Origin of the sequence: Psychroserpens sp. (genome assembly GCF_036960315.1) — a bacterium.
In the GTDB taxonomy this organism is placed as follows: Bacteria; Bacteroidota; Bacteroidia; order Flavobacteriales; family Flavobacteriaceae; genus Psychroserpens.
Window position 1 is genome coordinate 417,922 of sequence record NZ_JBALVR010000003.1, and the last position, 18,242, is coordinate 436,163.

General features: G+C 34.3%; 18 protein-coding genes. 10 read left to right on the top strand and 8 right to left on the bottom strand.

Features of this window, described 5'->3' with window-relative positions:
• Nucleotides 1-115: 115 nt before the first annotated feature.
• On the bottom strand, nt 116-994 hold the full coding sequence (dapA, locus tag V7719_RS07750; RefSeq protein WP_335729308.1) for a 4-hydroxy-tetrahydrodipicolinate synthase: 879 nt from the start codon (nt 992-994) through the stop codon (nt 116-118).
• Nucleotides 994-1,512, bottom strand: coding sequence for a DUF6913 domain-containing protein (locus V7719_RS07755; RefSeq protein ID WP_335729309.1), 519 nt, complete (start codon nt 1,510-1,512; stop codon nt 994-996). Before V7719_RS07755 ends, dapA begins: the two co-directional genes overlap by 1 nt.
• 70 nt (nt 1,513-1,582) lie before the next feature.
• Here V7719_RS07755 and V7719_RS07760 point away from each other — a divergent pair, with 70 nt between their 5' ends.
• Complete coding sequence (locus V7719_RS07760; RefSeq protein ID WP_335729310.1) at nt 1,583-2,341, top strand: 5'-nucleotidase; 759 nt, start codon at nt 1,583-1,585, stop codon at nt 2,339-2,341.
• Between the two features lie 4 nt (nt 2,342-2,345).
• Complete coding sequence (locus V7719_RS07765; protein ID WP_335729311.1) at nt 2,346-3,254, top strand: bifunctional metallophosphatase/5'-nucleotidase; 909 nt, start codon at nt 2,346-2,348, stop codon at nt 3,252-3,254.
• Here the strand turns inward: V7719_RS07765 and V7719_RS07770 are convergent, their stop codons facing one another.
• The 3 genes from V7719_RS07770 to ligA form a co-directional block, all read right to left on the bottom strand.
• Complete coding sequence (locus tag V7719_RS07770) at nt 3,255-4,031, bottom strand: hypothetical protein (RefSeq protein ID WP_335729312.1); 777 nt, start codon at nt 4,029-4,031, stop codon at nt 3,255-3,257.
• 431 nt (nt 4,032-4,462) lie between these two features.
• A complete protein-coding gene (locus V7719_RS07775; protein ID WP_335729313.1) occupies nt 4,463-5,206 on the bottom strand; it encodes a hypothetical protein in 744 nt (247 codons plus the stop codon).
• 97 nt (nt 5,207-5,303) lie between these two features.
• Nucleotides 5,304-7,298, bottom strand: a complete 1,995-nt coding sequence (ligA, locus tag V7719_RS07780; RefSeq protein ID WP_335729314.1) for an NAD-dependent DNA ligase LigA — start codon at nt 7,296-7,298, stop codon at nt 5,304-5,306.
• A gap of 48 nt (nt 7,299-7,346) precedes the next feature.
• Here ligA and V7719_RS07785 point away from each other — a divergent pair, with 48 nt between their 5' ends.
• The 3 genes from V7719_RS07785 (at nt 7,347) to V7719_RS07795 (ending at nt 12,868) form a co-directional block, all read left to right on the top strand.
• Entirely contained in the window at nt 7,347-9,620 is a 2,274-nt protein-coding gene (locus V7719_RS07785; RefSeq protein ID WP_335729315.1) for a family 20 glycosylhydrolase, read from the top strand.
• Nucleotides 9,621-9,699: 79 nt separating this feature from the next.
• The gene (locus V7719_RS07790) at nt 9,700-10,407 is read left to right on the top strand and encodes a copper homeostasis protein CutC (protein ID WP_335729316.1); all 708 of its coding nucleotides are present in this window, start codon (nt 9,700-9,702) and stop codon (nt 10,405-10,407) included.
• Nucleotides 10,397-12,868 (top strand): beta-mannosidase, encoded by a 2,472-nt coding sequence (locus tag V7719_RS07795; protein WP_335729317.1) that lies wholly within the window; start codon nt 10,397-10,399, stop codon nt 12,866-12,868. Before V7719_RS07790 ends, V7719_RS07795 begins: the two co-directional genes overlap by 11 nt.
• Here the strand turns inward: V7719_RS07795 and prmC are convergent, their stop codons facing one another.
• Together prmC and V7719_RS07805 are read right to left on the bottom strand one after the other, a co-directional pair.
• Nucleotides 12,869-13,735 (bottom strand): peptide chain release factor N(5)-glutamine methyltransferase, encoded by an 867-nt coding sequence (gene prmC / locus V7719_RS07800; protein WP_335729318.1) that lies wholly within the window; start codon nt 13,733-13,735, stop codon nt 12,869-12,871.
• Nucleotides 13,732-14,268, bottom strand: a complete 537-nt coding sequence (locus V7719_RS07805) for a GNAT family N-acetyltransferase (protein WP_335729319.1) — start codon at nt 14,266-14,268, stop codon at nt 13,732-13,734. Before V7719_RS07805 ends, prmC begins: the two co-directional genes overlap by 4 nt.
• A 9-nt stretch (nt 14,269-14,277) precedes the next feature.
• Here V7719_RS07805 and V7719_RS07810 point away from each other — a divergent pair, with 9 nt between their 5' ends.
• The 5 genes from V7719_RS07810 to V7719_RS07830 are packed head-to-tail and all read left to right on the top strand — an operon-like array spanning nt 14,278 to nt 17,827.
• Nucleotides 14,278-14,742 carry an LEA type 2 family protein gene (locus V7719_RS07810; protein ID WP_335729320.1) on the top strand — a complete coding sequence of 155 codons (465 nt, stop codon included), beginning with the start codon at nt 14,278-14,280 and terminating at the stop codon, nt 14,740-14,742.
• Nucleotides 14,739-15,743: a bifunctional diaminohydroxyphosphoribosylaminopyrimidine deaminase/5-amino-6-(5-phosphoribosylamino)uracil reductase RibD gene (gene ribD, locus V7719_RS07815; protein WP_335729321.1), complete on the top strand. Its 1,005-nt coding sequence runs from the start codon at nt 14,739-14,741 to the stop codon at nt 15,741-15,743. Before V7719_RS07810 ends, ribD begins: the two co-directional genes overlap by 4 nt.
• Nucleotides 15,730-16,347: an HAD family hydrolase gene (locus tag V7719_RS07820; RefSeq protein WP_335729322.1), complete on the top strand. Its 618-nt coding sequence runs from the start codon at nt 15,730-15,732 to the stop codon at nt 16,345-16,347. Before ribD ends, V7719_RS07820 begins: the two co-directional genes overlap by 14 nt.
• Nucleotides 16,344-17,207, top strand: coding sequence for a DMT family transporter (locus tag V7719_RS07825; protein WP_335729323.1), 864 nt, complete (start codon nt 16,344-16,346; stop codon nt 17,205-17,207). Before V7719_RS07820 ends, V7719_RS07825 begins: the two co-directional genes overlap by 4 nt.
• Nucleotides 17,207-17,827, top strand: a complete 621-nt coding sequence (locus tag V7719_RS07830; protein ID WP_335729324.1) for an IMPACT family protein — start codon at nt 17,207-17,209, stop codon at nt 17,825-17,827. The genes V7719_RS07825 and V7719_RS07830 overlap by 1 nt, the downstream gene beginning before the upstream one ends.
• Here V7719_RS07830 and V7719_RS07835 read toward each other — a convergent pair.
• Nucleotides 17,824-18,234 carry an acyl-CoA thioesterase gene (locus V7719_RS07835; protein ID WP_335729325.1) on the bottom strand — a complete coding sequence of 137 codons (411 nt, stop codon included), beginning with the start codon at nt 18,232-18,234 and terminating at the stop codon, nt 17,824-17,826. The genes V7719_RS07830 and V7719_RS07835 overlap by 4 nt on opposite strands.
• Between the last annotated feature and the right edge of the window lie 8 nt (nt 18,235-18,242).

The following is an 18,242-nucleotide window of genomic DNA, read 5'->3' on the forward strand; positions in this document are numbered from 1 at the left end:
ACAGGTTGCAAAAGTACGTATTTATAACGTATAATAAAAACAAAAATTTCTACCCAAAAATAACAGTTGAAATTAGGCTCTTGTTATGTTTAAGTAATATTTAACTTTTAAAATTTTAATCTAATTTTTGTAGTGCAATTTTAATCTTTTCTTTAAGTTCATCAGTGGCTTCAACCAATGGTAATCTCACTGCAGATTTAGACAGACCTAAAGTTTCCAAAACCGCTTTGATACCTGCTGGATTGTTTTCTGAAAAAATAAGAGAGGTTAAATCCATTAAATCAAAATGAATTTGGTAAGCTTCCTTAGCTTTCCCTGCTAATCCTAAGTTAATCATTGTTGTAAATTTCTTAGGAATTGCCTGACCCAAAACAGATATAACTCCTGCTCCACCAGCTAACACAACACCTAAAACCAAATCATCATCACCTGAAATAACTAAAAAATCTTCTGGCTTATCACGAAGTAGTTTTAAATACTGATGTACATTATTTCCAGCCTCTTTTACAGCAATAATATTTTTAAAATCCTTTGCCAAACGCAAGGTCATTTCTGGTGACATATTAGATGATGTACGACCAGGAACATTGTACATAATAATATCAATTGGTGATGCTTCTGAAATGGCTTTAAAATGCTGATAAATCCCTTCCTGTGTTGGTTTACTATAATATGGCGACACAGATAAAAGGGCGTCTATTTGGTTTAAATCGGTGTTTTTAACTTCATCGACAACTTGAGCCGTATTATTTCCACCAATTCCTAAAACTAAGGGCACACGACCATTATTAGTTTTAATAATCGTCTTTATAATATCCTGTTTTTCACGTTTGGTAATGGTTACACTTTCTCCTGTTGTACCACAAATCACGATATAATCTGTACCGTTTTCGATATTGAAATTCACCAAGTTTGACAACGCATTGTGATCTACTGTAAGATCTGCATTAAATGGTGTAATAATGGCGACACCAGTACCATGAAATTTAGTCATTATAATTTATTTAAAACTGTTAAATACTTTTTTAATTCTTCTTTAAAAACATTGAAATTTTTCGTTTCTACATCTATCATCAAATCATATAATCTGTCATCTTCGTCTGTCAATCCAACTTTAAAATTGGCTTTTGATGATGCCGTAATCATATCAAGCTCTAGATGACTTTCTCTATAAAAGCTTATTAAAACATCAAACTTTGTATCAATAAAGCTCTGTAGGTCGATATTCTTTATCTTTCCTTTCCATCCAAAATCCTTCGGATTAAAATAGGTATCCCAAAGTTCATTTGAATCTTTTGGATCTTCTACAAAAGCAATAATTTTTGTCCGAGCTTGCTGCATCCCCAAGCTCTTAAAATAGGCTCTAAACGCCTCAAAATCTGAGAACTCACTTCTATTTAAAATCACACCAACAGTATTCATTTTAGTATGACGCACCTCAACACGTCTAGCATTTAACAATTTGTTGATGTATTTTTGATTTGATTTTGTCTTAAATGCCTTTAAAATCATTTATATTTATGCTTTGTACAAAAGTAGTAAAAACACCTTGTACGATTTTGAACTCATTCAAAAATATTCCATGAATTATAAACATAGTTTGCTTATCATTTGCCTGATAATTTTCAGCTCATGCAAAAAAGACGTTCATCTTTATAAAATTGAAGGTCAACAAATTAATATTTCAGATAGCTTACAAACAAATTCTGACATTGAAAACTTCATTAAACCTTATAGAGAGAACGTTAATAAAAACCTCGATAGTATTTTAACTTACGCAGTAGCTACCTATACTAAATCTGATGGTGAATTCAATACCGCAATTGGCAATATGATGGCAGACGCTGTATACGAAGAATCTAATCCTATTTTTAAAAGCAGATCTGGTAAAGACATTGATTTTGTGTTATTAAATCATGGTGGTATTCGCTCTATTATTTCCAAAGGAAATATTACGTCTAGAACTGCTTACGAAGTCATGCCTTTCGATAACTCGATTGTTGTCGTTAAACTCAAAGGAGCGCAAGTGAAAGAGCTCATCGATTATTTAGTAAGAGCCAAGCGAGCTCATCCTATTTCAAAATTAAATATTGTTTTAGATATCGACGGCAATTTTAAGTCTGCAGGTCTTAATGGCAAAGCATTAGATTTTAGTAAAACATATAATGTGGCTACTAATGACTATTTATATAATGGAGGTGACCACATGGATTTCTTTAAACCCAATGATAGCCTTTACGTTTTAGACTATAAGATTAGAAATGTACTCATAGACTATTTCAAAAAAACAGACACACTCAATCCAGTTATTGATAACCGATTTATTCAGCTAAAAAATTAATCAAATGAAAAGAAGAGAGTTTTTACAACAAACAGCTGTAGCTTCGACTTTAATTGGTCTTGGCGGAATGGGTTTAACATCATTTGCACCAGCATCTAAAAAAATTACCATTTTACATACTAACGATGTACATAGCCATATTGATGCTTTTGGACCAGACGATGGACGAAACCCTAATCAAGGTGGTGTTGCAAGACGTGCAAGTTTAATTGAAGCGATTAGAAAAGAAAACCCAAACACCTTATTATTGGATGCTGGAGATATTTTTCAAGGGACACCTTACTTTAATTATTATGGTGGCGAATTGGAGTTTAAGCTTATGAGTATGCTTAAATATGATGTCGCAACCATTGGAAATCATGATTTTGACAATGGTATTGACGGACTCTACGCTCAATTACCTCACGCGAAGTTTGATTTTGTGTCGGCTAATTATGATTTTTCTAATACAATTATGGATACACACGTAAAGCCATATCGTATTATTGTTAAAAATGGTATTAAGATAGGTATCTTCGGATTAGGAATTGAACTCGGCGGACTTGTAGATAAAAAAATGTATAAGGAAACCAAATACCTTGATCCTACTGAAAGCGCTCAAGAAATGACCCGAATTTTAAAACAGAATGAACACTGTGATCTGATTATCTGCTTGTCACATTTGGGTTATAACTACCGTAATTCGGAAAAAATAAGTGATCTTAAATTGGCTGAAGTCACTAAAGACATCGATTTGATTATTGGTGGACATACACATACCTTTTTAAAGAAACCTACGGTTGTAAAGAATTCCGAAGGAAAAAATTTACTCGTTAACCAGGTTGGATGTTACGGAATTAATTTAGGGAAAATAGATTTCTATTTTGATGCCGATAAAAATAAAGCAGCAAAGGGCACCTCAATAATTGTCTAATTAGAAATTGACTCTAATCTGTTTTAACTTTTCGGTTGTAGGTATAAAATATTCTGAAAAATTGATACGTTTATCACTGTTTCTGTGCGTGTGATGATCGTATACATACTTATAAAGTAAGAACAGACCACTAGTATGCAAAATACCTTCGAATACCTCAAATATCCAGAAATAGACATATAACTGACAGATGTAATACAACACATCAGAAAACACAAAGCAAAATACCATTAACAAGAATGTGATTGATTGTACTGTTTCACGACTCAAATAGACTGCAAAAGCAAAATAAGTCATTGCAATGAGCGTAATGCCATGACATATATATAATACCAAATCTATATCGTCTATAAAGTTTTCTTTTGCAACACCATACAGTGCATATAAAAAATATGAATTAAGCAATAGCACCAATGCTAGGTAAACTGTAACTAAACCTTCGAATTTCACCTTCTTCAATTTTCCTAATAGCACAAAAATCAATAACAAATATGCGCCTATATACATAGATTTAGAAAGCTGCGAAGAGATCTCACCAAAATCAAAAACCGATAGTGCATCTCCAATAAAGAATATTAAGAAAATAGAGAGAAATACATTAGCCATCTTATTGAGTTGACAAAAATAGAAGGAGAACAAAATAGTGACCGTAATCAATTTTGAAATCTTTGGCAAAATAATAAGGTCATAGTATGTCGCCATTGAAATACATAGCAACAACGTACATAAGACGATAACTAACACCATATTTGGCTTTAATTTCTTCGTTTTTCGCATGATAGATTTTATAATAGGCTAAGGTAAATATAGTGAAATATATGTATTTCAACGTTAAAAATATACATTTTATCGATTTTTTTGATTTTTTGAACTCTTAGCGTATGTTTATATTTTATAATTATCTAATAGACAATACACTTATATTATGAAAAAAATCTTCCAATAACTTTTGCGACTTATTTATTGCAGTTATCTTGATACAAACTTTGGGGTTTAAATTTAATATACATCCAGACAGTGTTTACATATTTACTAAGGTTGGTCTTGAACCTATTACCAGAATCGGTATAGCAGAACTCATTGCCGACATACTCTTACTTTTAAAAAAAACAGCTTGAGACTAGAGCAATGCTAGTCATTGGTAGCGTTGGTGGCGCGATAATGATGCATTTACAGAAAGGGGATATTCCAATAATTGGTGAGAAACTCTAGATATTTAATTCTTGATGCGCTTCGTAAACTGTATTATACTCTTGTTTTAATCTAGATTGGCAGTAAAAGAACACGAAAGCCAACACAAGAAATAAAGAATACACCACACTTAAGGTATTGTCCACGTTTGATATGTAAAAATAAGCGATTTGTATGACTTCAGAAAACACAATACAAATAGAGCCAATAAGTAGATTCATTGATTTTTTTGTATCGTTATACATATAGTTAATCAACGCTAAACAAACTAAAAACATAATCACAGTATTATATATCATCTCTACAGCATAAGTATAGTCGAAACCTAACTCAAGCTTTGATAGATCTGTAATCATGTAAACTACAAATGTTCCCAATACAAAAAGCAATAATGATTGAAATGGGAATCGTGAAATTGATCTCTTAAAGTTCATTATTGTAAATATTCTAGCAATTAAAAACAAGTATGCTGAGACATATAGTGCGTTACCAATTAAATAAGGCATGTCATAATTCGCGTCTTCAGACGGAAAGGTATTATATGTCAAGTAATTGTGAATCTCGGCTCCAGAATAGGTTACTAAAAACAGAATAAAAAGGACATTCCTCTGCTTTGCACTAAAAAAATAGAGCAAGGTTAATAAAGTCATCGCAAGTGCTTTTACACCAAAAGCATCAAGCTCTCGTCCTAGAGCTTGAAGTCCTAAAAATAGCACACTTAGAACTATAATAATGATTCCTAAAATTTTACTTATGTTCATAATCTGTTTGTTAATAGCAAAACAAATATATGTAAAAATGACATGTAAACGAATAAAAACGCATTTAATCGATGAAATTAATCAAAAAGTAGGAATTTTATTTCAATTTTAACAAGAAATCATTTTCCGAAATTATTGACACTCCCAGAGTTTCTGCTTTAGCAAGCTTACTCGGTCCCATTTTGTCACCTGCAACCAAAAAACTCGTCTTTGAAGATATTGAAGATGAGACCTTCCCGCCATTATCTTCAATTAATTTTTTGAGTTCGGTTCTCGAAACCGATTGAAACACACCAGAGACTACTATAGATAATCCTTTAAGTATATCAGTTTGGTTGGCTAATTTTTCCGCAGATATCTCTAACTGAAGTCCATGATGTCTTAATTTCTCAATAATGTCTTTATTCGCTTCGGAAGAAAAGAACTCTATTACACTCTCTGCGATTCGGTCACCAATTTCATCAACCGATATCAAATCCTCAACCGAAGCATTTGCTATAGCATCAATACGTTTATAGTGTTTTGCTAATTTCTTAGCAACCGTTTCTCCAACATATCTGATTCCTAAACCAAATAGCAAACGCTCAAACGGAATTTGCTTAGACGCTACAATACCATTTACCAAATTCTCGGCACTTTTATCTGCCATTCGCTCCAATGGCAACACGTCATCCTTTGTTAATGTATACAAATCTGAATAATCTAAAATCAAACCTTCATTAACCAAAAGGGCTACAGTTTCACCTCCTAAACCTTCAATATCCATGGCTTTTCTAGAAATGTAATGCTGAATCCGACCAATGATTTGCGGATTACAACCATTATAATTCGGGCAATAATGTTTTGCATCACCTTCTTGCCTTATGAGTTCAGTTTCACATTCAGGACAATGCGCTATATATAATGTAGGCACAGAACCTGCTGGACGTTTACTTAAATCGACTGCAATAATCTTCGGGATAATCTCTCCGCCTTTTTCAACATAGACCTCATCGCCTTCTCTAATGTCCAGTTTTTCTATTTGATCTGCATTGTGTAAAGAAGCTCTCTTAACCGTTGTTCCTGCTAATTCTACCGGCTCTAAGTTGGCTACAGGAGTAATCGCTCCTGTACGACCAACCTGATACGTGATTTCATTTAAACGTGTCGATACTTGCTCTGCCTTAAACTTATAAGCCATTGCCCAACGAGGTGCTTTTGCAGTATAACCTAATTCTTCTTGTTGCTGAAGATTATTCACTTTAATGACTACACCATCAGTTTCATAAGGCAAATCGTGTCGATGTATATCCCAATACTCTACAAATTCTAATACTTCATCTATAGAAGTTGTCAATTTTGCCGCTTTAGGAACCTTGAATCCCATTTGCCTTGCTTTCTCCAGACTTTCAAACTGGCTTGAAAAACCTAAGTTATTTCCTTTTATACTATATAATAAACATTCTAAAGGTCGTTTGGCTACTTCGGCACTATTCTGTAATTTCAAACTACCAGAGGCTGTATTTCTCGGATTCCGGTAAAGCTCCTCTCCTGCTTCTAATCGCTCCTCATTCATTTTATTGAAGCCTTCAAACGGTAAAACGATTTCACCGCGAATATCAAACTTCTGTGGAAAATTACCTTTCAGTTGCAAAGGCACAGAATTAATAGTCTTAATATTAGCAGTCACTTCATCACCTTGAGTTCCGTCGCCTCGTGTTACAGCTCTTAATAAACTTCCATTTTCATAGGTTAAACTAATAGATGCTCCATCATATTTTAATTCACAGGTATAATTCACTTGGCCATCAACCATTTTTTTAATGCGCTTTTCCCAATCTAATAAATCCTCTTTAGAATACGAATTATCCAACGAATACATGCGATGCTCATGAACCACAGTATTAAAATTTTTAGTGACTTCTCCTCCCACTCTTAAGGTTGGTGAATTGGCATCGTGAAATTCTGGATGTGTTTCTTCTAGAGATTGAAGCGCCTTTAATTTGATATCAAAGTCATAATCGCTAATGGTTGGATTATCGAGGACATAATAGTTATAATTATGCTCGCGAAGCTCTTCGCGAAGGCTATTTATTTTTTGTTCTACACTCATTAAAATCGTCGTGAAAAAAGTTATCTTTAAAGCTTCTAATATACTAAAATGTCTTTCAAAAAAATTGTAGCACTCAGTGTTTTTATCAGCTTTTTATTCAATTGTAAATCTGAAGGGTATGTGCCTGAAATTCCGCAAATTATTCCTGTACCAACTAGTCAAATCTTAAACAAAGGACATTTCGTTTTAGATAATAGTATCGGAATTTCTTACGACGACACCTTTAAAGTCTCTGGCGACTTTCTTTGGAATTTTATACATGAAGGCAGTGACATACAATTAGAAGACAATAATGATATTCAATTTGTATTAGATGACACCATTGAAAATCTTGAAGGTTATATACTCGATATTCAACCTTATCAAATAACAATTAGTGCAAAAACAGATCAAGGTGCTTTTTATGCTGTACAAACTTTAAGACAATTGTTACCTACAGGATTTGAAAACAATTCAATTTCAGAAGAAAAAGTAAGCATTCCATGCATGACGATAACAGATGCTCCTCAATTCCAGTATCGTGGTATGCACTTAGATGTGGGACGACATATGTTTTCGGTAGACTTTATCAAATCCTATATTGATGCGCTTGCCATGCTCAAAATGAATACGTTCCATTGGCACCTCACCGAAGATCAAGGCTGGCGAATAGAAATTAAAAAATACCCAAAACTTCAAGAGGTTGCAGCTTACAGAAATGAAACCTTAATTGGCCATTACAGTGATCAACCGCATCAATTTGACGGGAAACGCTATGGCGGATTTTACACACAGGAAGAAGTTAAAGACATCGTAGCTTATGCGCAATCTCGCTATGTGACTGTAATTCCCGAAATTGAACTCCCTGGACATGCACAAGCGGCTATCGCTGCGTATCCTAATTTAGGTTGTACTGGAGAGCAAGTCGACGTTGCAACTAAATGGGGTGTTTTCGAACATATTTATTGCTCCAAAGATGAAACTTTTGAATTTCTTGAAGATGTTTTAGATGAAGTGATTTCGCTATTTCCAAGTGAATATATTCACATTGGTGGTGACGAAGCACCAAAAACCAATTGGAAAACCTGTGAACAATGTCAAAACCGTATTAAAACGGAAGGCCTAAAAGACGAACATGAACTTCAAAATTATTTTATCACTCGTATAGAGAAATACCTCAACGCCAAAGGCAAACAAATTATTGGTTGGGATGAAATTTTAGAAGGCGGACTTGCTCCTAACGCCACAGTCATGTCTTGGCGAGGAACTAAAGGCGCAGTAGAAGCCGCAAAACAAAAACACAATGTCGTAATGACACCAACGTCGCATTGTTACTTTGATTATTATCAGTCAACAGATCCTGATGAACCAACGGCTATTGGCGGATTTCTACCTTTAGAAAAAGTGTATGGGTTTAATCCGATTCCTTCAGAATTAAATGAAGACGAAGCTAAATACATTTTAGGCGCACAAGGAAATATCTGGACCGAATACATGCCAACTGAAGACCAAGTTGAGTATATGGTCTTCCCGCGACTACTGGCTATGAGTGAAGTGGTTTGGTCTAAAAATGAAAATAAAGTGTATTCAGATTTCACCAAGCGTGTAGAGCATTTCAATAAACGACTCGATGCATTGGATATCAACTATGCGAATCATTTATATGAGATTTCAGGTGAACTCATTTCAGAGAATAATACAACATCTTATGCGCTTTCAACAACTATAGATGACAAAGCCATTAGATATACTTTAGATGGTTCTAAACCTAGTTTGTCTTCGGAAATATATACGCAATCAATTCCTATAACTAAAAGCAGTACTATTAAAGCTGCTGTCTTCAATTCCGAAAAAGGCCTTGGAAATATATTTTCTGAAACCATTAATTACCATAAAGCGGTTGGCAAAACAATAACCATCAACAAAACACCACATAACTCTTATTCTGGAAGTGGACCTCAAGGATTAATTAATGGGGTCTCTGGAAGCGATTCTAGATTTGGTGATAAAGAATGGTTAGGATTTTGGGGAGAAGATATTGAGATTACAATTGATTTGGGAGAAGACACAAAAATTAATTCTATAGAAACGCGATTTCATAATGGCAACGGACAATGGATTTATGCACCTGAAGTAATTGAATTTGGATTCAGTTCACATGGAATAGATTCAAAAGTTGAAATACAAAATTCAGAAAAAACGATCGTTGATATTGTTATTAAAGCCAATGTAAATACTAGATATATATATTTAAAAATCCCAAACTACGGCATTATTCCAGATGGTAAACAAGGTGCAGGACAAAAAGCTTGGACGTTTATTGACGAAATCATAATTAACTGACCTGTTATTCCGCACTTGATGCGGAATCTATATAAATTGAAAAATAATTAAAAGACTCCTGCCTTGGCAGGAAATACATATGAAATTAGAAATCTGCGCCAACTCATACCAGTCTGCTAAAAACGCAAAAGATGCTGGAGCTCATCGTATCGAACTTTGTAGCGAATTATCCATTGGAGGCATTACGCCAAGTTATGGTTTGATTAAACAAGTAGCTCATGAATTAGCAATAGAAACCTTTGTCTTAATTAGGCCACGAAGTGGGGATTTCTGTTATACCGAACAAGAATTTGAAGTCATGAAAAATGATATTCAAATCTGTAAAAAACTAGGTTGCCAAGGTATTGTGTCTGGTGTTTTAAATCCCGACAACACCATAGATATTGAAAGAACTCGAGAGCTTATAGAATTATCAAGACCATTATCCTTTACCTTTCATCGTGCCTTCGACCTAGTTCCCAACCCAGAAAATGCTTTAAAAAGACTCATCAAATTAGGTGTTGATAAAATTTTAACCTCAGGCCAACAGCCCAAAGCTATTAGTGGTTTAGACACATTAAAAGCATTAAAGCGACAAGCTCAAAACCGAATTACGATTTTGGTTGGAAGTGGTGTCTCTTCGAAAAATGTTAAGACATTCAAAGACGCTGGTTTTGATGAAATCCATGCGTCTGCTTCCGAAGTTATACATACAGAATCTTCAGCATATTTTGGAAACACACCTCAAACGGAATCTAGTACAGAAGAAATTAAAGCCATTTTAAAAGCGATTGCAAATGAAGCATAGTGTTTTAGTAATCATTCTTATAACGTTAATGAGCTGTCAACCGAAGCACGATATGCCTTTGACAATTGAGTTACAAGAGGGCTGGTCATTTAAAGCTGTAAAAGATTCGGTTTGGGAATCGGCTAAGGTTCCGGGAAATGTACATTCCGATTTGTTAGATCATAAGTTAATCGATCATCCATTTATTGGAGCCAATGAAGACAGCTTACAATGGATTTCAGATACCGATTGGGAATACAAAACCACATTTTTAGTTGACAAAGCAACACTTCAGAAAAAACACATCGAACTCAATTTTGAAGGCCTAGACACTTATGCTTCAGTCTTTTTAAATGATAGTTTAATTCTGAAAACAGATAATGCATTCAGAGAGTTTTCAGTAGATGTTAAATCGGCTCTAAAACCTCAAAATGATTTACGCATTGTATTTGAACGCACATCCATTTCCGAAGAACAAGAGAAATCCAAACTCGCTTATCAACTTCCAGAAGGCAATCGCATATTTACGCGAAAAGCACAATTTCAGTATGGTTGGGATTGGGGACCGAAACTGAATACTAGTGGGATTTGGAAACCTGTTTCTTTAAGTGCTTGGAACGATTTTAAAATTAATCAACTGCAAATCCAACAACTTAAATTAAATGACTCTGTTGCTCAACTTAGTGCAAATTTACTTTATAACATATCTCTAAAAGGTGACATTTACGCTGATTTGTATATAAACGACATTTTTCATAAATCACATGGTTTTAAAATGACTGGTGACGGTTTACCATTTCTTTTTGAAATTAAAAACCCAAAACGATGGTGGCCTCACAATATAGGAGAGCCTTATCAATACGATATAAAGATTAAGGTTAGAAACGAAAATAAAGTTTTAGACAGTATTGAAATTAAGAGAGGCTTGAGAACAATTGAGCTGGTTAACGAACAAGATACGATTGGCGAATCCTTCTATTTTATAGTGAATGACGTTCCTGTGTATATGAAAGGTGCAAATTACATTCCGCAAAACAGTATGCAAAACAAAGTCACTGATGCACATTATGAAAATCTATTAAATGATGTGGTTGATGCCAATATGAATATGCTCCGTGTTTGGGGAGGTGGCATTTATGAAAATGATATCTTTTATGATCTATGTGATGAAAAAGGCATTTTAATTTGGCAAGATTTTATGTTTGCTTGTGCCATGTATCCTGGAGACAAAGACTTCCTTGAGAATGTACAAGAAGAAGCTACTCAAAATGTCATACGTTTACGTAACCACGCCTCAATTGCTTTATGGTGTGGCAATAATGAAAACTCCGAAGGTTGGCGTCGTTGGGGCTGGCAGGATGGAAGAAGTGATTCGGAAAAAGAAGAAATCTGGAGCAACTACCTAAAAGTCTTTGATAGTATTCTTCCTGCAACAGTGCGTAAATACTCAAATGTCAGTTACTGGCAATCTTCCCCACGTTATGGTCGAGGCAATCCAAAATATAAAACCGAAGGCGATGCTCACGATTGGTGGATTTGGCATGACGCCTACCCTTTTGAACATTTAGAAGAGAATGTCCCTCGTTTTATGAGTGAGTTTGGATTTCAGTCGTTTCCAAGTTATGAAGCTATTCGGTATATCAATCAAAGTGATTCTATTGAAATAGCTTCGGAAGGTTTTAAAAATCATCAAAAGCATATTCGCGGATTTCAACTTATAGACGAGTATATGCAACGCGATTTTTCTGTTCCAGATAACGCTGAAGATTATGTGTATGTGAGTCAGTTATTACAAGCCTATGGTATTACGAAAGGTATTGAAGCACACCGCAGGGCGAGACCTTATAATATGGGAACTTTGTTTTGGCAATTGAACGACTGTTGGCCAGCTGTGTCTTGGTCGAGTATTGATTACTTCGGAAATTGGAAAGCTTTGCATTATCAGGCTAAAAAGAGTTTTGAGAATGTATTGGTTTCTAATATTGAAGAAGATAATATTTTAAAAACGTATATCATTAATGATAATACTGGATCATTCTATGATATGTTATCGATTAAAATTTTAGATTTTAATGGCACTATTATTAAGGAATACTCAAAAGGATTAAACATTGAAGGTAATTCTAGCGAAATCAAACATCAATTAAATTTGTCATCACTTAACTTGAATAAAAATGAAGTCTTTGTTAGCTCTTCCTTTAATAATAAAATCTATTCTTTTTATCTAGCAAAACCCAAAGATTTAAAACTCCAAAAAGCGCCGATAGAACAAACCATAACCAAAACTGTTAACGGATTTCAAATAACATTACGAAGTACAACACTTCAAAAAAATGTGTATCTATACACGAAAGTCAAAGGTCATTTTAGCGATAACTATTTTGATTTGACACCTAATGAAACCGTTACAATTGAATTTGAAACTGAAGTGAATACATTGAATGATTTGAAGATTAAAACGTTGAATGATTTAATGGATTAGTTATTTCACACCTTTTATCATTCGATCTTTTCCAAATAGATCTTTTTTTAATTCAACGTTTTTAAAACTGAACGCTTTTAATAGCTCGACCATCTCCTCTCCTAGATATTCGTTGATTTCAAAATATAAGGTGCCGCCATTTTTTAAATTTAGTTGTGCAAATTCACAAATAGCGTTGTAAAACTGCAAAGGGTTCTCATCATCCACAAATAAGGCTAAATGGGGTTCGTTATTGAGAACGTTGGGTTGTATTTCAGCTTTCTCCAAGTTGCGAACGTATGGTGGATTGGAGACGATGATGTCATAATTGGATTCCGCATCAAATGCGGAATAACAGGTTTTAAGAATATCGTCTTGGATAAACGCCACACCAACCTCATTTAACTCAGCATTTTGTTTCGCAATTTCTAACGCACCTTCGGAAACATCTATCGCAGAAACTTGTGCTTTTATAAGATGTTTTGCTAATGAAATCGCAATGCATCCTGTTCCTGTTCCGATATCGAGAATCTTGAGAGGCTTCTTGACTGCACTCGAAGTGACATTATCTATAATAAGAGCGACTAATTCTTCTGTTTCTGGACGTGGAATTAATGTGTGCTCATTTACTTTAAAAGGCAAGCTATAAAATTCTGTTTCGCCGAGAATATATTGAATGGGTTGTTCTAATTTCAACTGATTTAAAGCTTCAAAGAGTGGCTGTTCTTCAGTTTTGGTCACAACATGCTCAGGTTCCATAAAAAGATGCATTCTATCCAATTTCAAATAATGCTCCATAACCAAGTTGAAAAAAGAATCGACTTCATTTTTTCCGTAGAGCTCATCTAATTCCTTATGATAAATATCCTGAATATCTTTTAATCTCATAACGCTTTCGTCATCCAAACACCACAAGAATAATGTCCTGTATTCCCTAAAGGCTTTGTTTGGTGTGTAAACCCAAATTCCTCATAAATATGAATCGCAGCTTTTAATTGTGAAGCCGATTCTAAATAACATGTCTCATATCCAAAGTCTTTGGCGGCTTTCAAACATTTCTCGAACATCTGTTTCCCAAAACCTTTTCCTCTAATCTTTGGTGAAAAATACATCTTTTGAAGCTCGCATACATTATCATCAAAATTCTGAAGTTGCTTTATGCCTGCGCCTCCTAGAACTTCGTTTTCTGAGGCTACAACAAAATACACTTCTCTTTCACCTTGATAAGATTCGTACATATGAGGAGTTTCAGAATCTTCGTAAGCGGTACCTTTTAAAGGAATTTCAAATTCTGGAAAACAGTCCTTAATTACAGCTTCTATTTGCGGATTATCACCAGGCCGAATTTCTCTAATAATGATATGGTCTTGACTCACTTTATTATAGTATTTTTGCTGTGGTGAAGATACAGATAAATCCATTTTATAAACATGCGAAATTTCATTTTATTATTAACACTTACCTTAACAGTACTAAGTTGTAGCGTTAAAGAAAAACCTTTGTTTATTGCAGTTCAAGACATTGAATTAGTAGAATCAAACTCTAAAACACTGACTTTAAAAGCCGATGCGATTTTTGAAAACCCCAATGACCTTGGTGGTTCGCTAGAAAGTGATGATATTTCGGTATATGTGAACGACGTTATGGTTGCTCATGTTTCATCTGAAAGCTTTAAAGTCCCAGCCAGAAAAGAATTCACCATTCCTTTAAAAGTTAAGGTGAGCATAGATAGCATCTTAAAAGGAGATGGTAATAACCTATTAAGCAGTATTTTAAATAGCGTTCTCAATAAAGAAATCAAAGTTCACTATAAAGGAGAAATCGTTTATAAATCCTTTGGGTTTTCATACACCTATCCTGTAGACGAAACTGAAATGGTAAAAATTAAGTTTTGACAATTCACGAAACCTACATAAAACGTTGTTTAGAAATTGCCAAAAATGGATTAGGCACTACGGCTCCTAACCCAATGGTTGGATGCGTTATTGTGCATAATAATCAAATCATTGGTGAAGGCTATACAAGTCCCTATGGTGGTAATCATGCAGAAGTAAATGCCATTCTTTCGGTTAAAAATAATGACCTACTCAAAGACGCTACATTATATGTGACTCTTGAGCCTTGTTCTCACTTCGGAAAAACGCCCCCTTGTAGTGATTTAATAATCAAGCATCAAATCCCTAATGTGGTTATTGGTTGCATAGATGACAACATACAAGTTGCAGGAAAAGGAATTGCCAAACTGAAGGCTACTGGATGTCATGTAACCATCGGAATTCTAGAAACTGAATGCAAGCAACATCACAAACGGTTTTTTACATTTCACAATAAAAAGCGCCCTTATATTATATTAAAATGGGCAGAAACCAGTAATGGATATATCGCTCCAAAAACCAAAGACAAGAAAGCACCTGTATGGATTACCAACCAATTTTCTAGACAATTGGTTCATAAATGGCGAGCAGAAGAACAAGCACTTCTAGTAGGCACTAATACCGTTTTAGAGGATAATCCGAGTTTAACGGTTAGAGATTGGACTGGAAACAACCCAATTCGTATTGTCATTGATCGAGAACTAAAACTATCAAAAGAACATTCGGTTTTTAATACTGAAGCTGAAACACACATAATCACTAAAAACGAAACTGATTTTAATCAACCTATTGCACAGCAAATTGCAAGCTTACTACATTTAAAGGATATCAATTCTGTTATTATAGAAGGTGGTGCACAAACGCTTCAAACCTTTATAGACGAAAACCTATGGGATGAAGCTCGAGTATTTAAAGGAAACTCTAGCTTTAAAGACGGAATTAAAGCGCCTCAATTTTCAGGAACACTCATTTCCGAAGAACCTATTATCGATGATACACTAAAAATATATGTCAACAATTAAAACACTCATATTCGATTTTGGTGATGTATTCATCAATCTAGACAAACAAGGCGCTATGGAAAATGCGCTCAACATATTCGAGTTAGAAGAATTCCCTGAAGACTTGATTGCGATTAACACCTTATACGAGCAAGGTTTCCTATCTACGGAAGAATTTGTAGATTTTTATATAGATAATTTTCCGAAGCTATCAAAAAAAGAGATCATAGATGCTTGGAACTACATATTAAAGGATTTCCCTGAAAACAGATTAGAATTCATTAAAAAACTTGCAAAAAATAAAGATCACAGGCTCATTCTATTGAGCAACACAAACGATTTACATATCAGTTGGGTAAAAGATAAGCTATCTTTTTATGAAGAGTTTAAAGCATGCTTTGATCAATTCTATTTGTCACACGAAATCCGATTAAGAAAACCAAATACGGATATTTATCAATTTGTACTCAAAGAAAATGACCTAAAACCAGAAGAATGTCTCTTCATTGATGACACCAAAGATAATACGGATACAGCATCTGCACTAGGAATTCATATTTGGAACATTGACGAAACCAAAGAAGATATTATCAACCTATTCACTATTAACAACCATTTATTTTGATATATCTCTTACTCAGCATTACGGCTTCAACGCTCATCTTTATCATTTTTAAATTATTTGATAAATACAATATCAATGCATTACAGGCTATTGTTGTTAATTATTTCACGGCTTGTCTCTTTGGAATTTGGAGTTATGATGCACCTGTCAAAGTGGGTGAAATCCTGGAATCCGAATGGATTTATGGTGCCTTAGCCTTAGGTTTTTTGTTTATTGCTGTTTTTAATATTATGGCAATAACTGCCCAGCGTAATGGACTTACGGTTGCTTCTGTAGCTACAAAAATGAGTGTAATTATTCCGGTAATTTTCGGAGTTTATGTTTATAATGAAAGTGCTGGTTTTCAAAAAATCGCTGGAATCATTCTAGCCTTAATTGCCGTGTACTTGACTTCTGCAAAGCCTAAAATCACAGGAAACGTATCCAAAGGGCTTTTGTTACCAATATTATTGTTTTTTGGAGGTGGAATCATTGATACATCTATAAAATATATTGAAACGAGGTATTTGGCTGAAAACGGAATTCCGATTTTCTCAGCCACAATCTTCGGATTTGCATTTATAATTGGAGTAACTATTCTTATTATTAAAATGATAAAGAAACCTTTCAGGTTTCCGTTAAAAACCATTTTAGGAGGCGCCGTTTTGGGTATTACCAATTACTTTTCTATTTATTATTTACTGAAAGCACTAAACCATGAGAATTTAGAAAGCTCAACCTTATTTACCATAAATAATGTTGCCATAATCATGGTGTCTACACTTTTAGGCTTATGGATTTTTAAAGAGCAGGTATCAAAAATGAATTGGCTAGGTATTGTTTTAGCAATTATCTCGATACTATTAATAACTTTGGCCTAATGGAAGATAGTGATATTTATAAAACCATAATAAAACCTTCTCCTGAAGTCTTATTTAAAGACCGAAACAGTAAGTTTTTTGGGTATGCATTTCCCGTAACTTCGGAAGATGAGGTCAAGACACGCCTCGAAGAACTAAAAAAACAGCACCATCAAGCGAGGCATTGGTGTTATGCATACCAGTTCGGAATGCAAGAAAAAGATCACGTTTTTAGAGCAAATGACGATGGAGAACCTAGTAATAGTGCTGGAATGCCAATTTATGGGCAAATCCAATCCTTTAAAGTCACCAATGTCCTTATGGTGGTCGTGCGGTATTTTGGAGGCACTAAACTTGGTGTTGGAGGATTAATAAATGCTTATCGCAGTGGAGCTCAAATGGCTCTTGAAGCTTCAAACATTGTAACGAAAACTGTAAACATCGAATTTTCTATCTCTTTTGATTATAAAAACATGAATAAAGTCATGAGAATCATCAAAGAGAAACATCTAAATGTGATTAATCAAACTTTAGAATTAAGTTGTGAGATTATAATTTCGGTACGATTGAAAGACGCCGAAGCAATATTTGAAATTTTCAACTCACTTTATGAGATAAACATAAAGAATTTAAACGATTAAATTTGCAGTTGGTCTAAAATATAATCTGGGCACCTTGTAGGACGATTCCTATTTATGTCCATAAATACTAAAACCGAATTTCCAGTCGTTAAAATTTCGTCACTTTCATTTACGATTTCATAATCGAATTCAATTTTTACACCTGGTTTTTTTACGAGTTTAGTTCTTACTTTAATGAGGTCGTCATAACACGCTGACTTTTTGTAATTTATATTTAAAGAAATTACAGGCAACATGACACCTTCCTTTTCCATTTTTTTGTAAGAAAATCCCATTTTACGCAACCATTCTGTTCTTCCCATTTCAAAATACTGTGCATAATTACCATGATATACAACCCCCATTTGATCGGTTTCACCATAACGCACTCTAAATTGTATTTCATCAGATTTGGAAAGATTGGCCATAGTTTTCG